16 protein-coding genes are annotated in these 15,399 nt (G+C 70.1%); 13 read left to right on the top strand and 3 right to left on the bottom strand.

Annotated features, from left to right (window positions below; translation table 11 throughout):
• The 9 genes from FBY40_RS00320 to FBY40_RS00280 are packed head-to-tail and all read left to right on the top strand — an operon-like array spanning position 1 to position 8,228.
• Positions 1–945 carry an ABC transporter permease gene (locus FBY40_RS00320; protein WP_141935409.1) on the top strand — a complete coding sequence of 315 codons (945 nt, stop codon included), beginning with the start codon at positions 1–3 and terminating at the stop codon, positions 943–945.
• Positions 942–1,796 carry an ABC transporter permease gene (locus tag FBY40_RS00315; RefSeq protein WP_141935407.1) on the top strand — a complete coding sequence of 285 codons (855 nt, stop codon included), beginning with the start codon at positions 942–944 and terminating at the stop codon, positions 1,794–1,796. Before FBY40_RS00320 ends, FBY40_RS00315 begins: the two co-directional genes overlap by 4 nt.
• Positions 1,793–2,587, top strand: a complete 795-nt coding sequence (locus FBY40_RS00310; protein WP_141935405.1) for an ABC transporter ATP-binding protein — start codon at positions 1,793–1,795, stop codon at positions 2,585–2,587. Before FBY40_RS00315 ends, FBY40_RS00310 begins: the two co-directional genes overlap by 4 nt.
• Positions 2,584–3,417, top strand: a complete 834-nt coding sequence (locus tag FBY40_RS00305; protein WP_141935403.1) for an ABC transporter ATP-binding protein — start codon at positions 2,584–2,586, stop codon at positions 3,415–3,417. The genes FBY40_RS00310 and FBY40_RS00305 overlap by 4 nt, the downstream gene beginning before the upstream one ends.
• On the top strand, positions 3,414–4,733 hold the full coding sequence (locus FBY40_RS00300) for an alpha/beta fold hydrolase (protein ID WP_141935401.1): 1,320 nt from the start codon (positions 3,414–3,416) through the stop codon (positions 4,731–4,733). Before FBY40_RS00305 ends, FBY40_RS00300 begins: the two co-directional genes overlap by 4 nt.
• Positions 4,734–4,785: 52 nt before the next feature.
• Complete coding sequence (locus FBY40_RS00295; protein WP_141935399.1) at positions 4,786–6,069, top strand: hypothetical protein; 1,284 nt, start codon at positions 4,786–4,788, stop codon at positions 6,067–6,069.
• A 28-nt stretch (positions 6,070–6,097) separates the two neighbouring features.
• Complete coding sequence (locus FBY40_RS00290; protein WP_141935398.1) at positions 6,098–6,637, top strand: YaeQ family protein; 540 nt, start codon at positions 6,098–6,100, stop codon at positions 6,635–6,637.
• A complete protein-coding gene (locus tag FBY40_RS00285) occupies positions 6,634–7,611 on the top strand; it encodes a sugar kinase (RefSeq protein ID WP_141935396.1) in 978 nt (325 codons plus the stop codon). The genes FBY40_RS00290 and FBY40_RS00285 overlap by 4 nt, the downstream gene beginning before the upstream one ends.
• Complete coding sequence (locus tag FBY40_RS00280) at positions 7,608–8,228, top strand: bifunctional 4-hydroxy-2-oxoglutarate aldolase/2-dehydro-3-deoxy-phosphogluconate aldolase (RefSeq protein WP_235014394.1); 621 nt, start codon at positions 7,608–7,610, stop codon at positions 8,226–8,228. Before FBY40_RS00285 ends, FBY40_RS00280 begins: the two co-directional genes overlap by 4 nt.
• Positions 8,229–8,234: 6 nt before the next feature.
• Here FBY40_RS00280 and FBY40_RS00275 read toward each other — a convergent pair whose 3' ends face one another.
• On the bottom strand, positions 8,235–8,678 hold the full coding sequence (locus tag FBY40_RS00275; protein WP_141935394.1) for a YbhB/YbcL family Raf kinase inhibitor-like protein: 444 nt from the start codon (positions 8,676–8,678) through the stop codon (positions 8,235–8,237).
• 197 nt (positions 8,679–8,875) lie between these two features.
• On the opposite strand from FBY40_RS00275, the gene FBY40_RS00270 reads away from it, so the two are divergent.
• The 4 genes from FBY40_RS00270 (at position 8,876) to treS (ending at position 13,085) form a co-directional block, all read left to right on the top strand.
• Positions 8,876–9,307, top strand: coding sequence for a DUF6325 family protein (locus FBY40_RS00270; protein ID WP_141935392.1), 432 nt, complete (start codon positions 8,876–8,878; stop codon positions 9,305–9,307).
• 1 nt (position 9,308) lies between these two features.
• On the top strand, positions 9,309–9,665 hold the full coding sequence (locus FBY40_RS00265; protein WP_141935390.1) for an SHOCT domain-containing protein: 357 nt from the start codon (positions 9,309–9,311) through the stop codon (positions 9,663–9,665).
• A gap of 53 nt (positions 9,666–9,718) precedes the next feature.
• The gene (locus FBY40_RS00260; protein WP_141935388.1) at positions 9,719–10,558 is read left to right on the top strand and encodes a universal stress protein; all 840 of its coding nucleotides are present in this window, start codon (positions 9,719–9,721) and stop codon (positions 10,556–10,558) included.
• Positions 10,559–10,769: 211 nt separating this feature from the next.
• On the top strand, positions 10,770–13,085 hold the full coding sequence (treS, locus tag FBY40_RS00255; protein ID WP_141935386.1) for a maltose alpha-D-glucosyltransferase: 2,316 nt from the start codon (positions 10,770–10,772) through the stop codon (positions 13,083–13,085).
• Between the two features lie 29 nt (positions 13,086–13,114).
• Here treS and FBY40_RS00250 read toward each other — a convergent pair whose 3' ends face one another.
• On the bottom strand, positions 13,115–14,359 hold the full coding sequence (locus FBY40_RS00250) for a phosphotransferase (RefSeq protein ID WP_141935385.1): 1,245 nt from the start codon (positions 14,357–14,359) through the stop codon (positions 13,115–13,117).
• 69 nt (positions 14,360–14,428) lie between these two features.
• Positions 14,429–15,319 carry a PhzF family phenazine biosynthesis protein gene (locus FBY40_RS00245; protein ID WP_141935382.1) on the bottom strand — a complete coding sequence of 297 codons (891 nt, stop codon included), beginning with the start codon at positions 15,317–15,319 and terminating at the stop codon, positions 14,429–14,431.
• Positions 15,320–15,399 lie beyond the last annotated feature (80 nt).

Here is a 15,399-nt window from a genome sequence, read left to right as displayed (position 1 = left end):
ATGCTCCGGTTCGCCCTCACCCGCCTCGTCTCGACGGTCCTGACCCTGCTGGCCTCGTCGTTCCTGATCTTCGGTGCGCTCGCTCTCGCACCGGGGAGTCCGCTCGCGGCGCTCAGCGGCAATCGGCCGCTGACGCCTGAGCAGGTGGCGGCGTTGGAGGAGCGGTATCACCTCAACGATCCGTTCTTCGTTCGCTACGTGCAATGGGTGTCCGACTTCGTCCGTGGCGACTGGGGGATCTCCATCGTCCAGAACGACACGGTCGCGAACCTGATCGGGGCCCGGATCGGGACGACGGTGACCCTGGTGCTGTACGCGACGATCCTGCTCCTCATCATCGGGCTGACCGTGGGTATGCTCGCGGCGGTGTCCGGTCCACGGGTGCAGGCGGGGGTGACCGCCGCCACGACGATCGCCCTCGCCACCCCGCCCTTCTTCTACGCCCTCGTCTTCGTCTCGATCTTCGCCGTGGGACTCGGATGGTTCCCGGTGTTCGGCGCAGGGGAGGGTGTGCTGGATCGGATCTGGCACCTGACCCTTCCCGCCTTCGCGCTGGCCCTCTCCGGGTGTGCGCTGATCAGCCGGATCGTCCGCAACAGCGTCACCGAAGAACTCGGTAAGGAGTACGCCGACGTCGCCCGTGCCCGAGGGTTCCGGGAGAGCAGGGTGCTCGGCCGCCACGTGCTGCGAAACGCACTGGTTCCGACGGTGACCATCGCCGGCCTCACGGTGGCCGCGCTGTTCGCGGATACCGCGGTGATCGAGACGGCTTTCGGGATCAACGGGATCGGACAGCTGCTCGCCTCCTCCGTTCTCGCGAAGGATTTCGCCGTCGTACAGGCCATCACCCTTCTGATCGTCTTCGTCTTCCTCGCCACGAACCTGATCGTGGACCTGCTGTACCGGGTCCTGGATCCCCGAATGAGCAAGGCGGTGGTCGCATGAGCGCCCTTCTCGAGATCCGTCCGCCGGGTCCTCGGCAGAAGAGCTGGAGCGTCCTGTCGGTCACGGCGATCGTCGTCGCCGTCGCGCTGGTCGCCCTGGCGATCCTGGCCCCGTGGATCGCACCGTACGACCCCGATGCGGGGGACGTTCTGAACGGGTTCGCGCCGCCCAGCCCGGAACACCTCCTGGGAACCGATTCGGCGGGTCGCGACATCCTGTCGCGCCTGCTCGTGGGGGCACGAAGCTCGCTGCTGGGCGGCGCCGTGGTGACCGTGCTCGCTGCGAGCCTCGGGACCCTCATCGGCATCACCGCCGCGTGGCGCGGCGGTGCCGTCGACACCTTCATCTCCGGCAGTCTCGCCGTGCTGTTCGCCTTCCCTGGAATCATCGCCGCGTTGATCGCCGCGTCGCTGTTCGGCCCGAGTCTTCCCACGGCGATAGTGGCGATCACGATCCCCATGCTCCCCGCGGTCTCGCGGGTCGTCCGCGCGGAGGCGCTTCGTCAGATCTCTCTCCCGTACATCGAAAGCGCGCGTGTTCAGGGCCTCGGCGTGCTCCGCATCTGCTTCGGCCACGTGCTGCCGAACGTCGCCCCGGTGATCGTCGCGCAGATCGCCACCATCTTCGGGTTCGCCATGATGGGCATCGCTGCACTGTCGTACCTCGGACTCGGCGTCCGCCCGCCTACCGCCGATTGGGGTGTGATGATCTCGTCGGGACAGTCGGGCGTGCTCCAGGGGCATCCCGAAGAGAGCATCTTCGCCGGCCTCGCCCTCGTGATCACGATCACGGCCTTCACGGTGAGCGCCGACGCGATCGCCACGCGCTTGGATCGGGGGCGGGCGTCATGAGTCTGCTCGAGATACAGTCCCTCTCCGTCACGCTGCCGGTCGCCGACGGCGAGCGGCAGGTGCTCTTCGACGTCGATCTCACTCTCGAGGAGGGCGAGACCCTCGCCCTCGTGGGTGAATCGGGTTCGGGCAAGTCGATGACCGCACGCAGCATCCTCCGTCTCCTCCCCCCGCGCGCCCGGGTCGACGGTTCCATCGTGTTCGATGGTCGTTCGGTCCTCGACGCCGATCCGGCCGAGCTGCGAGAGCTGCGGCGCACCCAGATCGGGATGATCTTCCAAGACGCCCGGTCCTCGATCGATCCCGTTCGCACCGTCGGCGACTTCCTCACCGAGGGACTGCTGATCGGGGGGATGTCCCGGAAGGACGCCCAGGCGCGCGCGCTGCAGTCCCTCGACGCGGTCCGCATCAGCGATGCCCGAGCCCGGATGCGTGCCTACCCGCACGAACTGTCCGGGGGGATGCTGCAGCGCGTGATGATCGCATCCGTCGTCCAGGCCGGACATCGGCTCATCCTGGCCGACGAGGCGACCAGTGCGTTGGATGTCACGACGCAAGCCGAGGTGGTCGGGATCCTCGCGGAGCTTCAGAAGACCCACGGGCTGGCGATGCTGTTCATCACGCACGACCTCGACCTGGCGGCATCCATCTGCCATCGCACCGCGGTCATCAATCGCGGCAGGATCGTGGAGGTTCAGGATTCGGATGCGCTGTACTCCGCTCCGACGCATGAGTACACCATCCAGCTGCTCGCGTCGCGGCCGAATCCGGCAGGGAGGAACACCCCATGAGGAACGCCGAGGTCCTCGTCGAGGCCATCAACGTCGGCAAGGAATTCCGCCGGGGCGGGTCGCGAGTACGTGCCGTGAGCGACGTGTCCTTCCAATTGCATGCGGGCGAGTCGCTCGCCATCGTGGGTGAGTCGGGGTCGGGGAAGTCCACCGTCGCCCGCATGGTCATGGGCATGACCGAGCCGAGCTCGGGAACGATCTCCCTGGGAGGCGGCGCCATCCCCTCGCGTGGGCGCAGCACACGGCTGCGCCGGCAGCGCGCGGGATTCGTGCAGATGGTCTTCCAGGACCCCTACTCCTCGCTGGATCCCCGTCAGAAGATCTCCGACTGCCTCGCCGAAGCGCTGTCTGTCCACTCCGGGCTCGAGAGAACCGAGCGCGAAGCGCGAGTGCGGGAGCTCCTCGACCAGGTCTCCCTCGACCCATCGCTGGCGGCGTCCTATCCCCGCGCTCTCTCCGGAGGGCAACGTCAGCGCGTCGCGATCGCGCGGGCGCTCGCCGCCGATCCGCGCGTTCTGGTGCTCGACGAGGCGGTGTCCGCGCTCGACGTGTCGGTGCAGGCCAAGGTCCTCCGGCTCCTCGAGAGCATCCGCACCGCTCGGGGCATGAGCTACATCTTCATCTCTCACGATCTCGGTGTGGTGCGTGAGATCAGCAACTCCGTCCTGGTCATGAAGCAGGGTGAGGTCGTTGAAAGCGGGGCGACGGCGGAGGTGCTGGATGCTCCGCAGCATCCGTACACCCAGCTTCTGCGGGCGTGCGTTCCCCGCGCCGGCTGGCGGCCGGAGGACGCACTCGTCGCGATCGAGCGATACCGGAGCGCCCCGTGACCATGCTCTCCGTCCGCCGGCTCGAGGGCAGCCTGCCCAGCGGTGGGACGTGGGCCGTGGAACTGCCCCACGACTTCGCCGGAACAGTCTGCCTGTACAGCGCAGGGTACGGCGGAGCCGCCACCGGCGAGGTCGCACTCGCGGGGGGAGCGGACAGCCGACGCCTGCTGCTCGAGCGGAAGCTGGCGGTCGCCGGCTCCCGCACGGTGACCGAGGGGTGGATCGTCCGTGACGCCCTGATCGATCAAGCGCACACGGTCGAAGCGCTCCGAGATCGGCTGGGCGGCGACGTCCGCGTCGTGGCGTGGGGACACTCGATGGGGGGACTGATCACGGCGGGGCTCGCGGAACGAGTCCCCGACCTCATCGACGCCGCCCTCCCCCTCTGCGCGTCCGTCGCGGGCGCGATCCCGATGCTCAACCAGGGCCTGGATGCCGCCTTCGCGCTCGCGATGCTGAGTGCACCGGACCAGGCGGTGGAGCTCGTGGATGTCACGATCCCCGACATGGACCGTCTCGCCCTGGGCCGCGAGCAGATCCAGCGGGCCCGCCGCAGCCCGGAAGGTGTGGCACGGGTGGCGCTCGCTGCCGCCCTCGCGCAGATACCGACCTGGACGGTCGACAACATGTTCGGATCCGTCGAACCCGGCCCTGAACCCGGCGCGGGAGATCTCAGCACGATGCTCGAGAACCAGGCTGCCGTTCTCCCGTATGTCGCCTTCTCACCTCGCCGAGACCTCGAACGCCGTGCGGGTGGGAACTTCTCGTGGAACGCGGGCATCGATTACTCCGAGCAGCTCCACGTGTCCGGCCTGAAAACGGGCGTCGAGGCCGCGTACGAGAGGGCGGGGCTCGAACTCGCCGACGATCTGGAGCTTCTTGCGAATGCCCCGCGTATCGTGGCGGTGGACGAGGCCGTCGCGTACATGGAACGCAACCTCACCCCGACAGGCGACATCGGCGTTCCCATCCTGAGCATCGCCACGACAGGGGACTTCGCGCCGACACTGTCGCAGTCGGCGGCCTACGCCGACGTCGTCGCCGATACAGGGCGCGCGGACCTGCTCCAACAGGCCTACGTCCATGCTCCCGGCCATTGCGGAGGTCTGACCGCGGCCGATATCGCCGCGGGCATCGACGCCGTGCTGGCGCGGGTGTCGTCGGGTGCGCCTGCGGATGTCGCTGCGGAGGCCATGAATGCGCGATCGGCGGCCATCGCCGAGGAGCACGGCCTCGATCTCCCCGCTCCGGTCTTCGCGGACGTGCGGCCCCGCCCCCACGTGCGCCCGCACCGTCGCTGGGACCGTCGGGCATGACCAGCGCGGAAGACGCCGGCGTCCCGATGTCGGGAAGGAAGAGGATGACCGCATGAACAGTGCCGCGACGGAGGATATCGAGCTGACCGACGGATCGGCGTGCGAACTCATGCATCCGCGCGCGTGGAACGGCTACCTGGTGTCGCAGCCGGATCTGTTCGATGACGAGATCGACCGCGCCTTCCAGTCGTGGTTGGCGGTCCACGGCTTCGCATCGGTCCGCCACACGCGTGATGTCCGTGGGTGGGACATCGAACGCGGGATCGCGAATCACCGCGAGGCCACGGCCCTCTTCCGCGAGAGATTCGGAGCACCGCCCGCGGGCGAGATCGTGCTCGGTGCGTCGATGGGAGGACTCCTCGCGCGCATCCTCGTGGAGCAGGATCCCGACTCCTTTGCAGGGGCGCTTCCGATGGATGGGGGCGGGGCGGGGCTGTTGGCCACGTTCAACCGCGGGTTCGACATGGCCTTCGTCGTGTCTCAGCTCCTCGCCCCGGAAGCGCCCATCGTGTTGGCTGACGCGCCTTCTGTGGCGGAGCAGCTCACCCGGCTGGCGGCCGTCATCGCGGCCGCGCGGCGAAATGCCTCAGGGGTAGCTCGGTTAGCCCTCGCCGCATCCATCGGCGCCGTCCCCGTCTGGTCTGACCCCACCCGCGCGGAGCCGCCCGCGGACGATCCGCTCCAGGAGGCCGATCATCTCATCTCAGGGATGGCTTCGACGATCGGCCCGGCATATGGGTTCCGCGCGCTCGTGGAGGAGCTCGTCGGAGGCGTCGTCATCGACAATGTCCACGTGGACTACGCGCAGAGTCTGCAGATATCGGGCGCTTCGGGGCGGGTTCAAGTGCTCTACGACGAGGCGGGCCTATCCCTTGCCGACGATCTGCAGGCTCTGGCCGACGCGCCGCGCGTCGCCGCATCGTCCGCGGCCGTGGATTCCGCGACCCGCGGCGCGGTCGTGGAGGGGCGTGTCCGGTGCCCCGTCTTCGTGCTCAAGTCGCTCGGCGATCCGGACGCATCGGTTGCGGAAGAGAACGCCTATCTCGCAGCTGCGAGCCGGGCAGGGTCGCGGGACCTGGTACGGGTGGGCTACGTGCACAGTGCCGGTCACGTGAATGCCACCCTTGCCGAACGGGCCGCGGCGCTTTCGGTGCTTGTGGAACGAATCGAGAGCGGCGGGTGGCAGGGGCTCACATCTGCGCCCGCACTCAACGAGCGCGCGGCGAGAATTGCCGCGGACGCACGGTGGGATTTCACATTGCGCCGTGCGCCGGGCCTTGACACGCGCGTGTCGCGATTCGTTTCCTGCGAGCCGTGGCCGTACCCACGCGCATGAGGACTGCCTGCCCGTAGGCTTGACGACCATGGCCGCCGGCGCAGTGATGCACACCTTCGAGGTGCAGCTGGCGGATGTGGATCGCGGTGTCTACGACAAGGTGACGGTGCGCGCAGCGCGGCATCCGTCCGAGACCGACGCGTACATGGTCACCCGGGTCCTGGCCTACCTGCTCGAGTACGAAGAGGGCGTCGCCTTCAGCGGAGGGATCTCGTCCACCGAGGAACCCGCCGTGCTGATCCGCGACGCCACTGGCCGCATCACGGCGTGGATCGAAGTCGGGGCGCCCGACGCCGGGCGGCTGCACTTCGGCAGCAAGCTCGCCGACCGCACCACCGTGTACACCCACCGTGATCCGGCGAAGGTGCGGGCGGGAGTGGCGGGCAAGACGATCCACCGCGCCGAGGACATCGTGCTGCACAGCTTCGACCCGGGCTTCATCGACGCCGCCGTCGCGGCGCTGGCTCGGCGCAACACCGTGACGCTGTCGGTGACCGAGCGCCAGCTCTACCTCGACCTCAACGGCACCGCCCTCAGTTCCGCGATCCACGACGAGCCGCTCGTATGAACATCGCGCGCGGCGACGGCTTCGAGGTCCTCTGCGTGGGGGAGGGGCTGGCGGTCGCGCTACCGCTCGGCGACCTCGCCTCCGACGCCGAGCCGCCCCGGCTGGCCGTTCACACCGGCGGCGCCGAGGGCAACGTCGCCCTGCACCTGGCGGCACAGGGCATCTCGGTCGCGTGGGCGTCACGGGTGGGCGCGGATCCCTTCGGGCGCAAGGTGAGGGCAGACCTCGATCGGGGTGGGGTGGACGTCTCGAGCGTGCTCGTGGATCCGGAGCACGTGACCGGCATGTACGTGAAGGACACGCTCCCCGACGGCGGATCGGTGATGCACTACTACCGCGCGAACTCGGCCGCATCGCACCTGTCGCCGGCCGACGTCGCGCGCTTCCCCCTCGACCGTGTCGACTGGGTGCACGTCTCGGGCATCACTGCGGCGATCTCCGACAGCGCCGCCGAGATGGTGGGCGCGCTCATCGCCGGATGCCGGAATCATGGCGTCTCGGTGTCGTTCGATGTGAACTTCCGGGCCCGACTCTGGCCGGTCGCGCAGGCGGCCGAGCCGCTCGCGGGGATCGCGCGCGAGGCCGACCTGGTCTTCGTCGGACTCGACGAAGCGCAGGAGTTGTGGGGCACACCCACGGCGACGGACGTCTTCGACCTGCTCGACTCCGTCCCCCTCGTCGTGGTGAAGGACGGCGCCGTTGGGGCCTCTGAGCTGTCGCGGCGCGGGCCTGCCCCGACGACCACCTTCGTCGCCACCCCCGCCGCCTCACCGGTGGAACTCATCGGCGCTGGGGACGCCTTCGCGGGCGGCTACCTCGCGGGGTTGATCCGCGGGGAGGCGCCGCGAGATCGCCTGTTGCGCGGGCACGCGTCGGCAGCCTGGACGATCGGCAGCCGCGACGACGTGCGGCCGGGCCACAGCCCTGCGCCCTTCGCCCCCGCGACGGACTCTCCCGAAAGGACTGCGACGTGACCCCTGCTTCTCCGACCGACGCCTACTTCGCGTCGGCCCTCGCAGACCAGCCGATCATGGGCGTGTTCCGAAACCTCGATCCTGCGCGCGCGGTCGCCCGCGCGACCCGCGCCTGGGACGCGGGTGTGCGCAACGTCGAGATCCCCGTCCAGAGTCGCGACGCGATGCCGACGCTCCGGGCTGTGATCGATGCCGCCAGCGAACGCGGGCTCGAGGTCGGAGCCGGCACGGTCGCCTCCGTCGAGCAGCTCGACGAGGTGCAGCGGGCTGGCGCGGCGTACACCGTCTCGCCCGGACTCGATCCCGACGTGGTGCGCGCCAGCGCCGAACGGTCCCTTCCCCACCTTCCGGGTGTCGCGACGGCCTCCGAGATCCTCGCTGCGCGACGTCTCGGCCTCCACTGGGTGAAGGCGTTCCCCGCCTCGGTGCTGGGGGCCTCTTGGATTCGCGCGATGCGCGGGCCCTTCCCCGATCAACGATTCGTCGTGACGGGTGGGATGACCGTCCGCGTCGCCCAGGACTTCCTCGACGCGGGGGTCGCCACCGTGGCGATCGGCGACGACTTCGACGACGACGAAGGTCTCGCCGCGGTTTCGGCCCTCATCGCGCGGGGCTGAGCCGCCTCAGCGCTGGAAGTGCCCCACGAACCGGTTCTGCTCGATGACGGCGTCGGCGTAGTCGCGCAGGAACTCCTCACGACTGGGGGTGCCGGTCACCTCACGGTCGAGCGCGTACACCCAGAAGTAGTAGTGGTGACGGCCGTGTCCCTGCGGAGGCTGCGGTCCGTACCATCCGGTCTTTCCCGCGCCGTTGGGGCCCGTGGTCGCGGCGGCGGTGTCGACGGTCTGGTCCACCGGCGGCAGGCCGTAGAGCACCCAGTGCGTGAAGCCGTTCGGCAGCGGCGCGTCGGGGTCGTGCGAGATCACGACCACCTCGCGAGTGCCCTCCGGCACCCCGGTGATCTCCAACCGCGGCACATCGTTGCCGCCGTCGGCGGAGAAGCGCTCGGGAACGTCTCCCAGGTCGGGGATGTCGGGGCTCGAGATCGCAAGCTTGTCGATACGCATGCATACATCCTGCCCTCGGAGGGATGCCGCGGGCTCCGCGAGCGCAGATCACTCCCCGTTCTCTCAGGCGGCGTCGACGCAGCTCTCGGAATCTGAGGATGGCGCCCGGCACCCGCTCCGCGAGAGGATGGCGGTGATCCCGAGGGCCGTGTGTCGCTGAGTGCCGCGCGCCCCGGCGCGACGAGAGAGGACACCCGATGGTCGAGTTCCGGTACGGGCCGGTGGAGCTGTATCTGGTCGGCTTCGACAGCGATCGGCCGCACCCCGACGCCGTGGCGGCGCTGCGCGAGATCATCGAGTCCGGCGTCGTGCGCCTGCTCGATCTGGTCGTCCTGCGCAAGTCCGCCGAAGGCGACATCGAGATGATCGAGGTGGAGGAGCAGAACGCCCTCGGCATCGAGGGCATCGAGCTGTTCGCGGCGGGCCTGACCGCGTCGGAGGACATCGATGAACTCGCCGAGCTCATCGCGCCCGGCAGCTCGGCCGTGCTCGTGGCACTCGAGATGACGTACGTGCGAGCCCTCGCCGAGAAGGTCGCGCAGAGCGGCGGCACGGTGCTCACGGCCGAGCGCATCCCCGCCCCGGTCGTCAACGCCGTGGCCGACATGATCGACGCAGAGGAGAACTGACATGCCGTTCCGACGCATGGGACGTCCGGGCCTGCTGGGCCTCGCCGCGCGCACCGCCGTGGTCGCGGGAACCGCCTCGGCCGTGAGCGGCTCGATGCAGGGCTCGCGGGAGCGCAAGGCGCAGGCGCAGTACGAGCAGGAGCAGTACCAGGCCGCGCAGCAGCAGGCGCAGCTCGATGCGGCGGCGCAGGCCGCGGTCGCCGCACAGATGCCGCAGGCCGCCCCCGTGGCATCCGCTCCGGCCGCCGGCGGAGGCGATGACATGATCGCCCGTCTGCAGCAGCTCGCCGCGCTCAAGCAGAGCGGCGTGCTCACCGACGAGGAGTTCACCGCCGCGAAGGCGAAACTCCTGTCCTGACCATCCCGCTTCGCGGGGAGGGAGGGGATGAGCAACAAGAAGAGGAGACGACGATGTCCGAGGTGATCGCGGTCGGTGTGACCGACGCGCCCGTGGCCGACCGCGCGGTGGCGTGGGCGGCGTCCCGCGCCCGCGATCGACGACAGCGGCTGAGGCTGGTGTCGATCCTGGGCGGCGCGGTGGGTGTCGTCGGCGAGGATACCCTCGTCGACCGGCTTCTCACCGAGATGCGGGAGCGGGCCGAAGCGACCGCGGCGGGTCTGCGCGCCGCCGGAGTCGAGGTCGAGGTGGTCGTCGAACGCGGTAACCCGACCGAGAAGCTCATCGCCGCCGCCGAGGGCGCCGCGCTGCTGGTGATCGGCAGCGACCACCGCGGCCCCCGGGCCGGAGCCACGCGCGGCCCGCACGGCTTCCGCATCGTCTCGGCCGCGCCGTGCCCGGTGGTCGTCGTCCCCGATTTCGATCTCGGTGAGCGCCGCGGAGTGGTCGTCGGCGTCGACGGCTCTGAGACCTCCGAGCACGCCGTCGCCTGGGCGGCCGCCGAAGCCGACCGTCTCGGCGAGCCGCTCATCGCCGTCGGCGCGTGGGTGCCGCTTCCCGCGCCGGGCAACCGCGGCACGTACCCCGAGCAGTACCTGCAGAACATGCAGGCGCTCACGGAGGAGACGCTGTCGATCGCCCTCGCGGGGCTCCGCAGTCGCTATCCCGACCTCGAGATCGTCGCGCGCGCGGAGCGCGGCTACCCGGCAGAGATGATCAACCGCCACGCGGCGACAGCGCGGCTGGTCGTCGTCGGCACTCACGGCCGCGGCGCGTTCCGCCGCTTCGTCCTGGGATCGGTCAGCTACGACGTCCTCACCCACCTCGCGACGGTGACCGCCGCGGTGCGCTGACCCGCGCGCCACGTGCAGGCCGCGCGCAGCGTGCAGGCCGCGCGCAGCGCCGTAACCCACGTCCGCCGTCGATACCCATCGCGTCACGATCGGTTTCGACGGGGGAGGTCGGTTTCGACGCGGGGGCGCGGGGGCGGTGGCGGCCCCTACCCGTCAACAGCACGACACGCCAGGGGTCGCATCCGAGTCGTCGAGTACGTACGGTCGAAGGATGGCGCGCGACGAGTATCGGCCGGAGGAGCTCTACACCGGCCCTATCGACCTCCCCCTCCTCCAAGAACTCAACGACGACACCTCCGATCCCGAGACCCCCGAGATCAGCTACGACGAGCAGCGGTACCCCGCCCGTCCGCGCCGGCTGCGGCCCCGCGACCACCTGCGCGGCGGCGGCCGCGTGCGCCGGGTCACGACCGACCCCCGCACGGCGAACGGCACGAACCCGTCGTACGTCGAGTGGCTGGTGCGCCAGTCGATGCTGAAGGATGCCGACGTGCTGGCCCGGCAGCTGTCGGGGCAGCCGTCGATGTGGCGTAATCCCTACGCCCGCCCCGATGCGCGCCGCGCCATCGCGACCAGCGATGTGTGGTTCACCGCCTATCCGATCTCGCTCATCACGCGGCCCGGCCAGTCGTTCCTCGCCGCTCTCGGCGACGACGCCCTGTGGTCGGCGTTCGAACGGGTGGGTATCACCGCCATTCACACCGGTCCGGTCAAGCGCGCCGGGGGCATCGCCGGGTGGCTCGAGACCCCGAGCGTCGACGGCCACTTCGACCGCATCAGCACGGCGATCGACTCGGCATTCGGCACCGAGGACGAGTTCCGCGCGCTCTGCGACACCGCCGACACCCACGGCGGCAGCATCATCGACGACATCGTGCCCGGTCACACCGGGAAGGGCGCCGACTTCCGCCTCGCCGAGATGGGGTTCAAGGACTACCCCGGCATCTACCACATGGTCGAGATCCTCGAGGAGGACTGGGCGCTCCTCCCCGACGTCCCGGGCGACGTCGACAGCGTCAACCTCGACCCCGCGACCGAGCACGAGCTCGCCGAGCGCGGCTACATCATCGGTGCGCTGCAGCGCGTCATCTTCTACACCCCGGGGGTGAAGGAGACCAACTGGAGCGCGACGGCGCCGGTGCTCGGGCCGGACGGCGTCACCCGCCGCTGGGTGTACCTGCACTACTTCAAGCAGGGCCAGCCCTCGATCAACTGGCTCGACCCGACCTTCGCGGGCATGCGCCTCGTGATCGGCGACGCCCTGCACTCGCTCGGCGAGCTCGGCACGAGCGCCCTGCGCCTGGACGCCAACGGCTTCCTCGGCGTGGAGAAGAGCACCGAGGGACTCCCCGCCTGGTCGGAGGGTCACCCCCTCTCGCACGCGGCGAATCACATCATCGCCGGCATGGTGCGCAAAGTCGGCGGGTTCACCTTCCAAGAGCTGAACCTCACCATCGAAGACATCCGCGACACCGGCGCGGTGGGCGCCGACCTCTCCTACGACTTCATCGGACGCCCGGGCTACCACCACGCCCTGGCGACGGGGCGCACCGACTTCCTGCGCCTCGCCCTCACGTCTTCCCTCGAGCTCGGGGTGCAGCCGGTGCAGCTGGTGCACGGCCTGCAGAACCACGATGAGCTCACCTACGAGCTCGTCCACTGGGCCACCCGGCACGCCGATGAGGAGTATCGGTTCCGCGGGCGGGAGGTGAGCGGCAGCGAGCTCGCCGAGATTGTCCGCGCCGAGCTCACCGAGAGCCTCACCGGCACCGCCGACTTCAACCGCGTCTTCACCCAGAACGGCATCGCCTGCACGACGACCTCGCTCATCGCCGCCGCCCGCGGCGCGACGCGGCTCGATGACATCACCGACGCCGACATCCCCGCGATCCGCGACGCCCACCTGCTGCTGTGCGCCTACAACGCCTGGCAGCCCGGGGTCTTCGCCCTCTCGGGCTGGGACCTCGTCGGCATGCTGACGGTCCCGGCCGCCCAGGTCGCCGACCTCATCTCCTCCGGCGACACGCGCTGGATCGAGCGGGGCGCGCACGACCTCCTCGACGTCGATCCGCAGGCGACCCGCTCCGCGGCCGGTATGCCCCGCGGTCGCTCGCTGTACGGATCGCTCCCGGCGCAGTTCACCGACGAGGAGTCCTTCGCCTCGCGGCTGTCGCAGATCATCGAGCTGCGTCGCCGGCACGGCATCGCCACCGCGACGCAGGTCGATGTACCCGAGGTCGCCCACCACGGGATGCTCGTGCTCGTGCACCGTCTCGACGACGGCGCGCATGACCCCGATGCGCCGCTGCAGGTGACGGTGCTGAACTTCGCCGGTGAACCGGTCGAGGGAACAGTGCGCTCCAAGCAGCTCGTGCGGCGGTCGGAGGTGCGCGACGCCGCGAGCGGCGAGGTGATCGGCCACGTCGACGACCTGCAGAGCTTCACCGTGTCGCTGCCCGCCTACGGCGCGGTGTTCCTCCTCCTCGAGCCCGGTGAGCCCGACGAGGACGAGGGCCTGATCGGATGAGGCTCTGATCGGATGACGCGGCCGGGCCCTCAGCCCGCGAGCGCGGCGTCGATGCCGGCCAGCGGCACCGGCAGCCAGGTGGGGCGGTTGCGCGCCTCGTAGATGGATTCGTACACGGCCTTGTCGAGGACGAGCGCACGCAGGATCACCGGGTCCAGGCCCACCGATCCGTCCGCGCCGGCATAGGCCTCGACGAAGGCGGCGCGGCAGGCAGCGGCCCACCCCGCAGCATCCGCTGCTCCGCCGACCGCGCCCGCGTAATCGAAGGAACGGAGCATGCCCGCGACGTCGCGCAAGGGCAGGTCGGGCACGGCGCGCTCGTGCATGGGCCGCAGGGGCTCGCCCTCGAAGTCGACGATGCGCCACCCGGCGCCGGGGACGGCAAGCACCTGGCCCAGGTGCAGATCGCCGTGGATCCGCTGCAGCCTCGGCCAGGGGCGGGCGAGCGCGGCGTCGTAGACCGCCTCGATCGCTTCGGCGCGGTCAGCGACGGCGGGCACCTCGTTCACGGCAATCGACAGACGGCGGCGCCACGTGACGCCGGCTGCCAGAACCGCTTCCGGACCGCCGTCGGCAGTGCCGAGAGCGTCGCCAAGCGCTCCGTGCACTCCAGCGACGGCTGTGCCCAGATCGCGCGCGGCGTCGGTGAAGTCGCGCCCTTCACGCGCCGCTTCGAGCGCGATGGCCCACCCGTCGCGGACGCCCGGGAGGAACTCCTGCGCGAAACCGAGCGTTCCGCGGGCGACCCCCTCGATCATTCCGCTGTCGGGCCACTCGGCGTCGACGCTGCCGAGGAACTTCGGAACGAAGGGCGACCCGGCGGCGCTCAGGGCGCGCTGCACCGTGACATCCGGATTCTCCCCGTCGTGCAGGGTGCGGAACAGCTTCAGGATGATGGTGGGCTGACCGTCCTCATCGAAGACGATCGAGGTGTTCGACTGCTCACCGGTGAGCACACGGCTGCCGGTCACGCGGCTGACGTCGACCCCCATGGCTTCAAGGGTCGCGGTCGCGAACGGCGGATGCTGCGTCGCATCGATCTCGCAGCCCTCGCCTGTCCGCGCGATGAGCGCGGGGGTGTCGGGGGCCGTCGGCACGCTCGAGACGGGCACGTGGTAGAGCACCGGTCGAGCGCCGGCGTCATCCATCAGCAGGTACCGGGTCGCGTGAGGCGTCGACTGGGTGTCGAGGAGCCGGAAGCGGGGCTCGTGGCTTTTCCCCGCGTACCAGCGTTGCTGCGCCACCCAGGCGCCGAGATCGTCTGCAGAAGGCACCATCCCACCTTGGCGTGTGCGGAACGCCGGGTAAAGCACTGGACGATCGTCGCCCGGAGGCGTAAGGGATCAGGCGGGGGTCGCGGGGTCGGGCAGGCGGACCGCCGAGCCGGACACGACGATCCCACCCGTGGCGGGGATGTCCACGGTCAGCTCGCTGGGTCGTCCCACGTGCGATCCCTGGAAGATCCGGATGCGCTGCGGGGGTGTCACCGCCCGCGTCTCCCGCAGGTACCCGCCGAGGGCTGCGGCGCCGGCTCCTGTCGCGGGGTCTTCGCTGATCTTCCCTACGGGGAAGACATTGCGCACGTGCCACCGGTCGGGGGCCTCCGGCCAGGCGACGATGATCGTGGCCGGCCAGCCCTCGGCATCCATCAGGGCACGCGCGGCCGCGGGGTCGAATGCCATGCGATCCAGGGCGGCGCGAGAGCGCACGACGAGAAGCGGATGCCGGTTGCCCGCGTACGCCAGCGCCGGCGCGTACGCGGGGTCGAGGTCGGCCGGATCCAGATGCAGGACCGAGAGGATGCGCGTCCGTGTGTCGGCGGGGAGGCCCTCGACGAAGGGGTCGACGCTGGTGAAGCGTACGATGCGCCCTCCGTCGGCGTCGGCCACGGCAATCTCGACCTGTCCCACGGGGGTGGCGAAGAAATACCCGCCGGCACCGCGGACCTCGGCCAGAGCCGCCGCTGTCGCCACCGACGCGTGGCCGCAGAAGGGCACTTCGGCGAGAGGGGAGAAGTAGCGGATCGACAGCCCATCCTGGTCGCCGCGGGTCACGAAGGCGGTCTCGGAGAAGCCGACCTCCGCCGCGACGTGGAGCATCTCGTCTTCGGTCATCCCATCCGCATGCAGCACGACCCCGGCGGGGTTGCCACCGGCGGGGTCTGATGAGAATGCTGCCCAGCGCTGGACGGTCGATCGCTCGGTGCGCCGCGCACGCGGTGCTGAATTCGCCACGCCTCCACGCTACGCGCCGAGGATGACCGACGCATTGTCTTCACAACGTTGTACAGATACGCGGTAACCTAGGCTGACCA

The sequence above is a fragment of the Microbacterium sp. SLBN-154 genome (assembly GCF_006715565.1).
In the GTDB taxonomy this organism is placed as follows: Bacteria; Actinomycetota; Actinomycetes; order Actinomycetales; family Microbacteriaceae; genus Microbacterium.
This window is presented reverse-complemented; position numbering and strand designations above follow the sequence as displayed.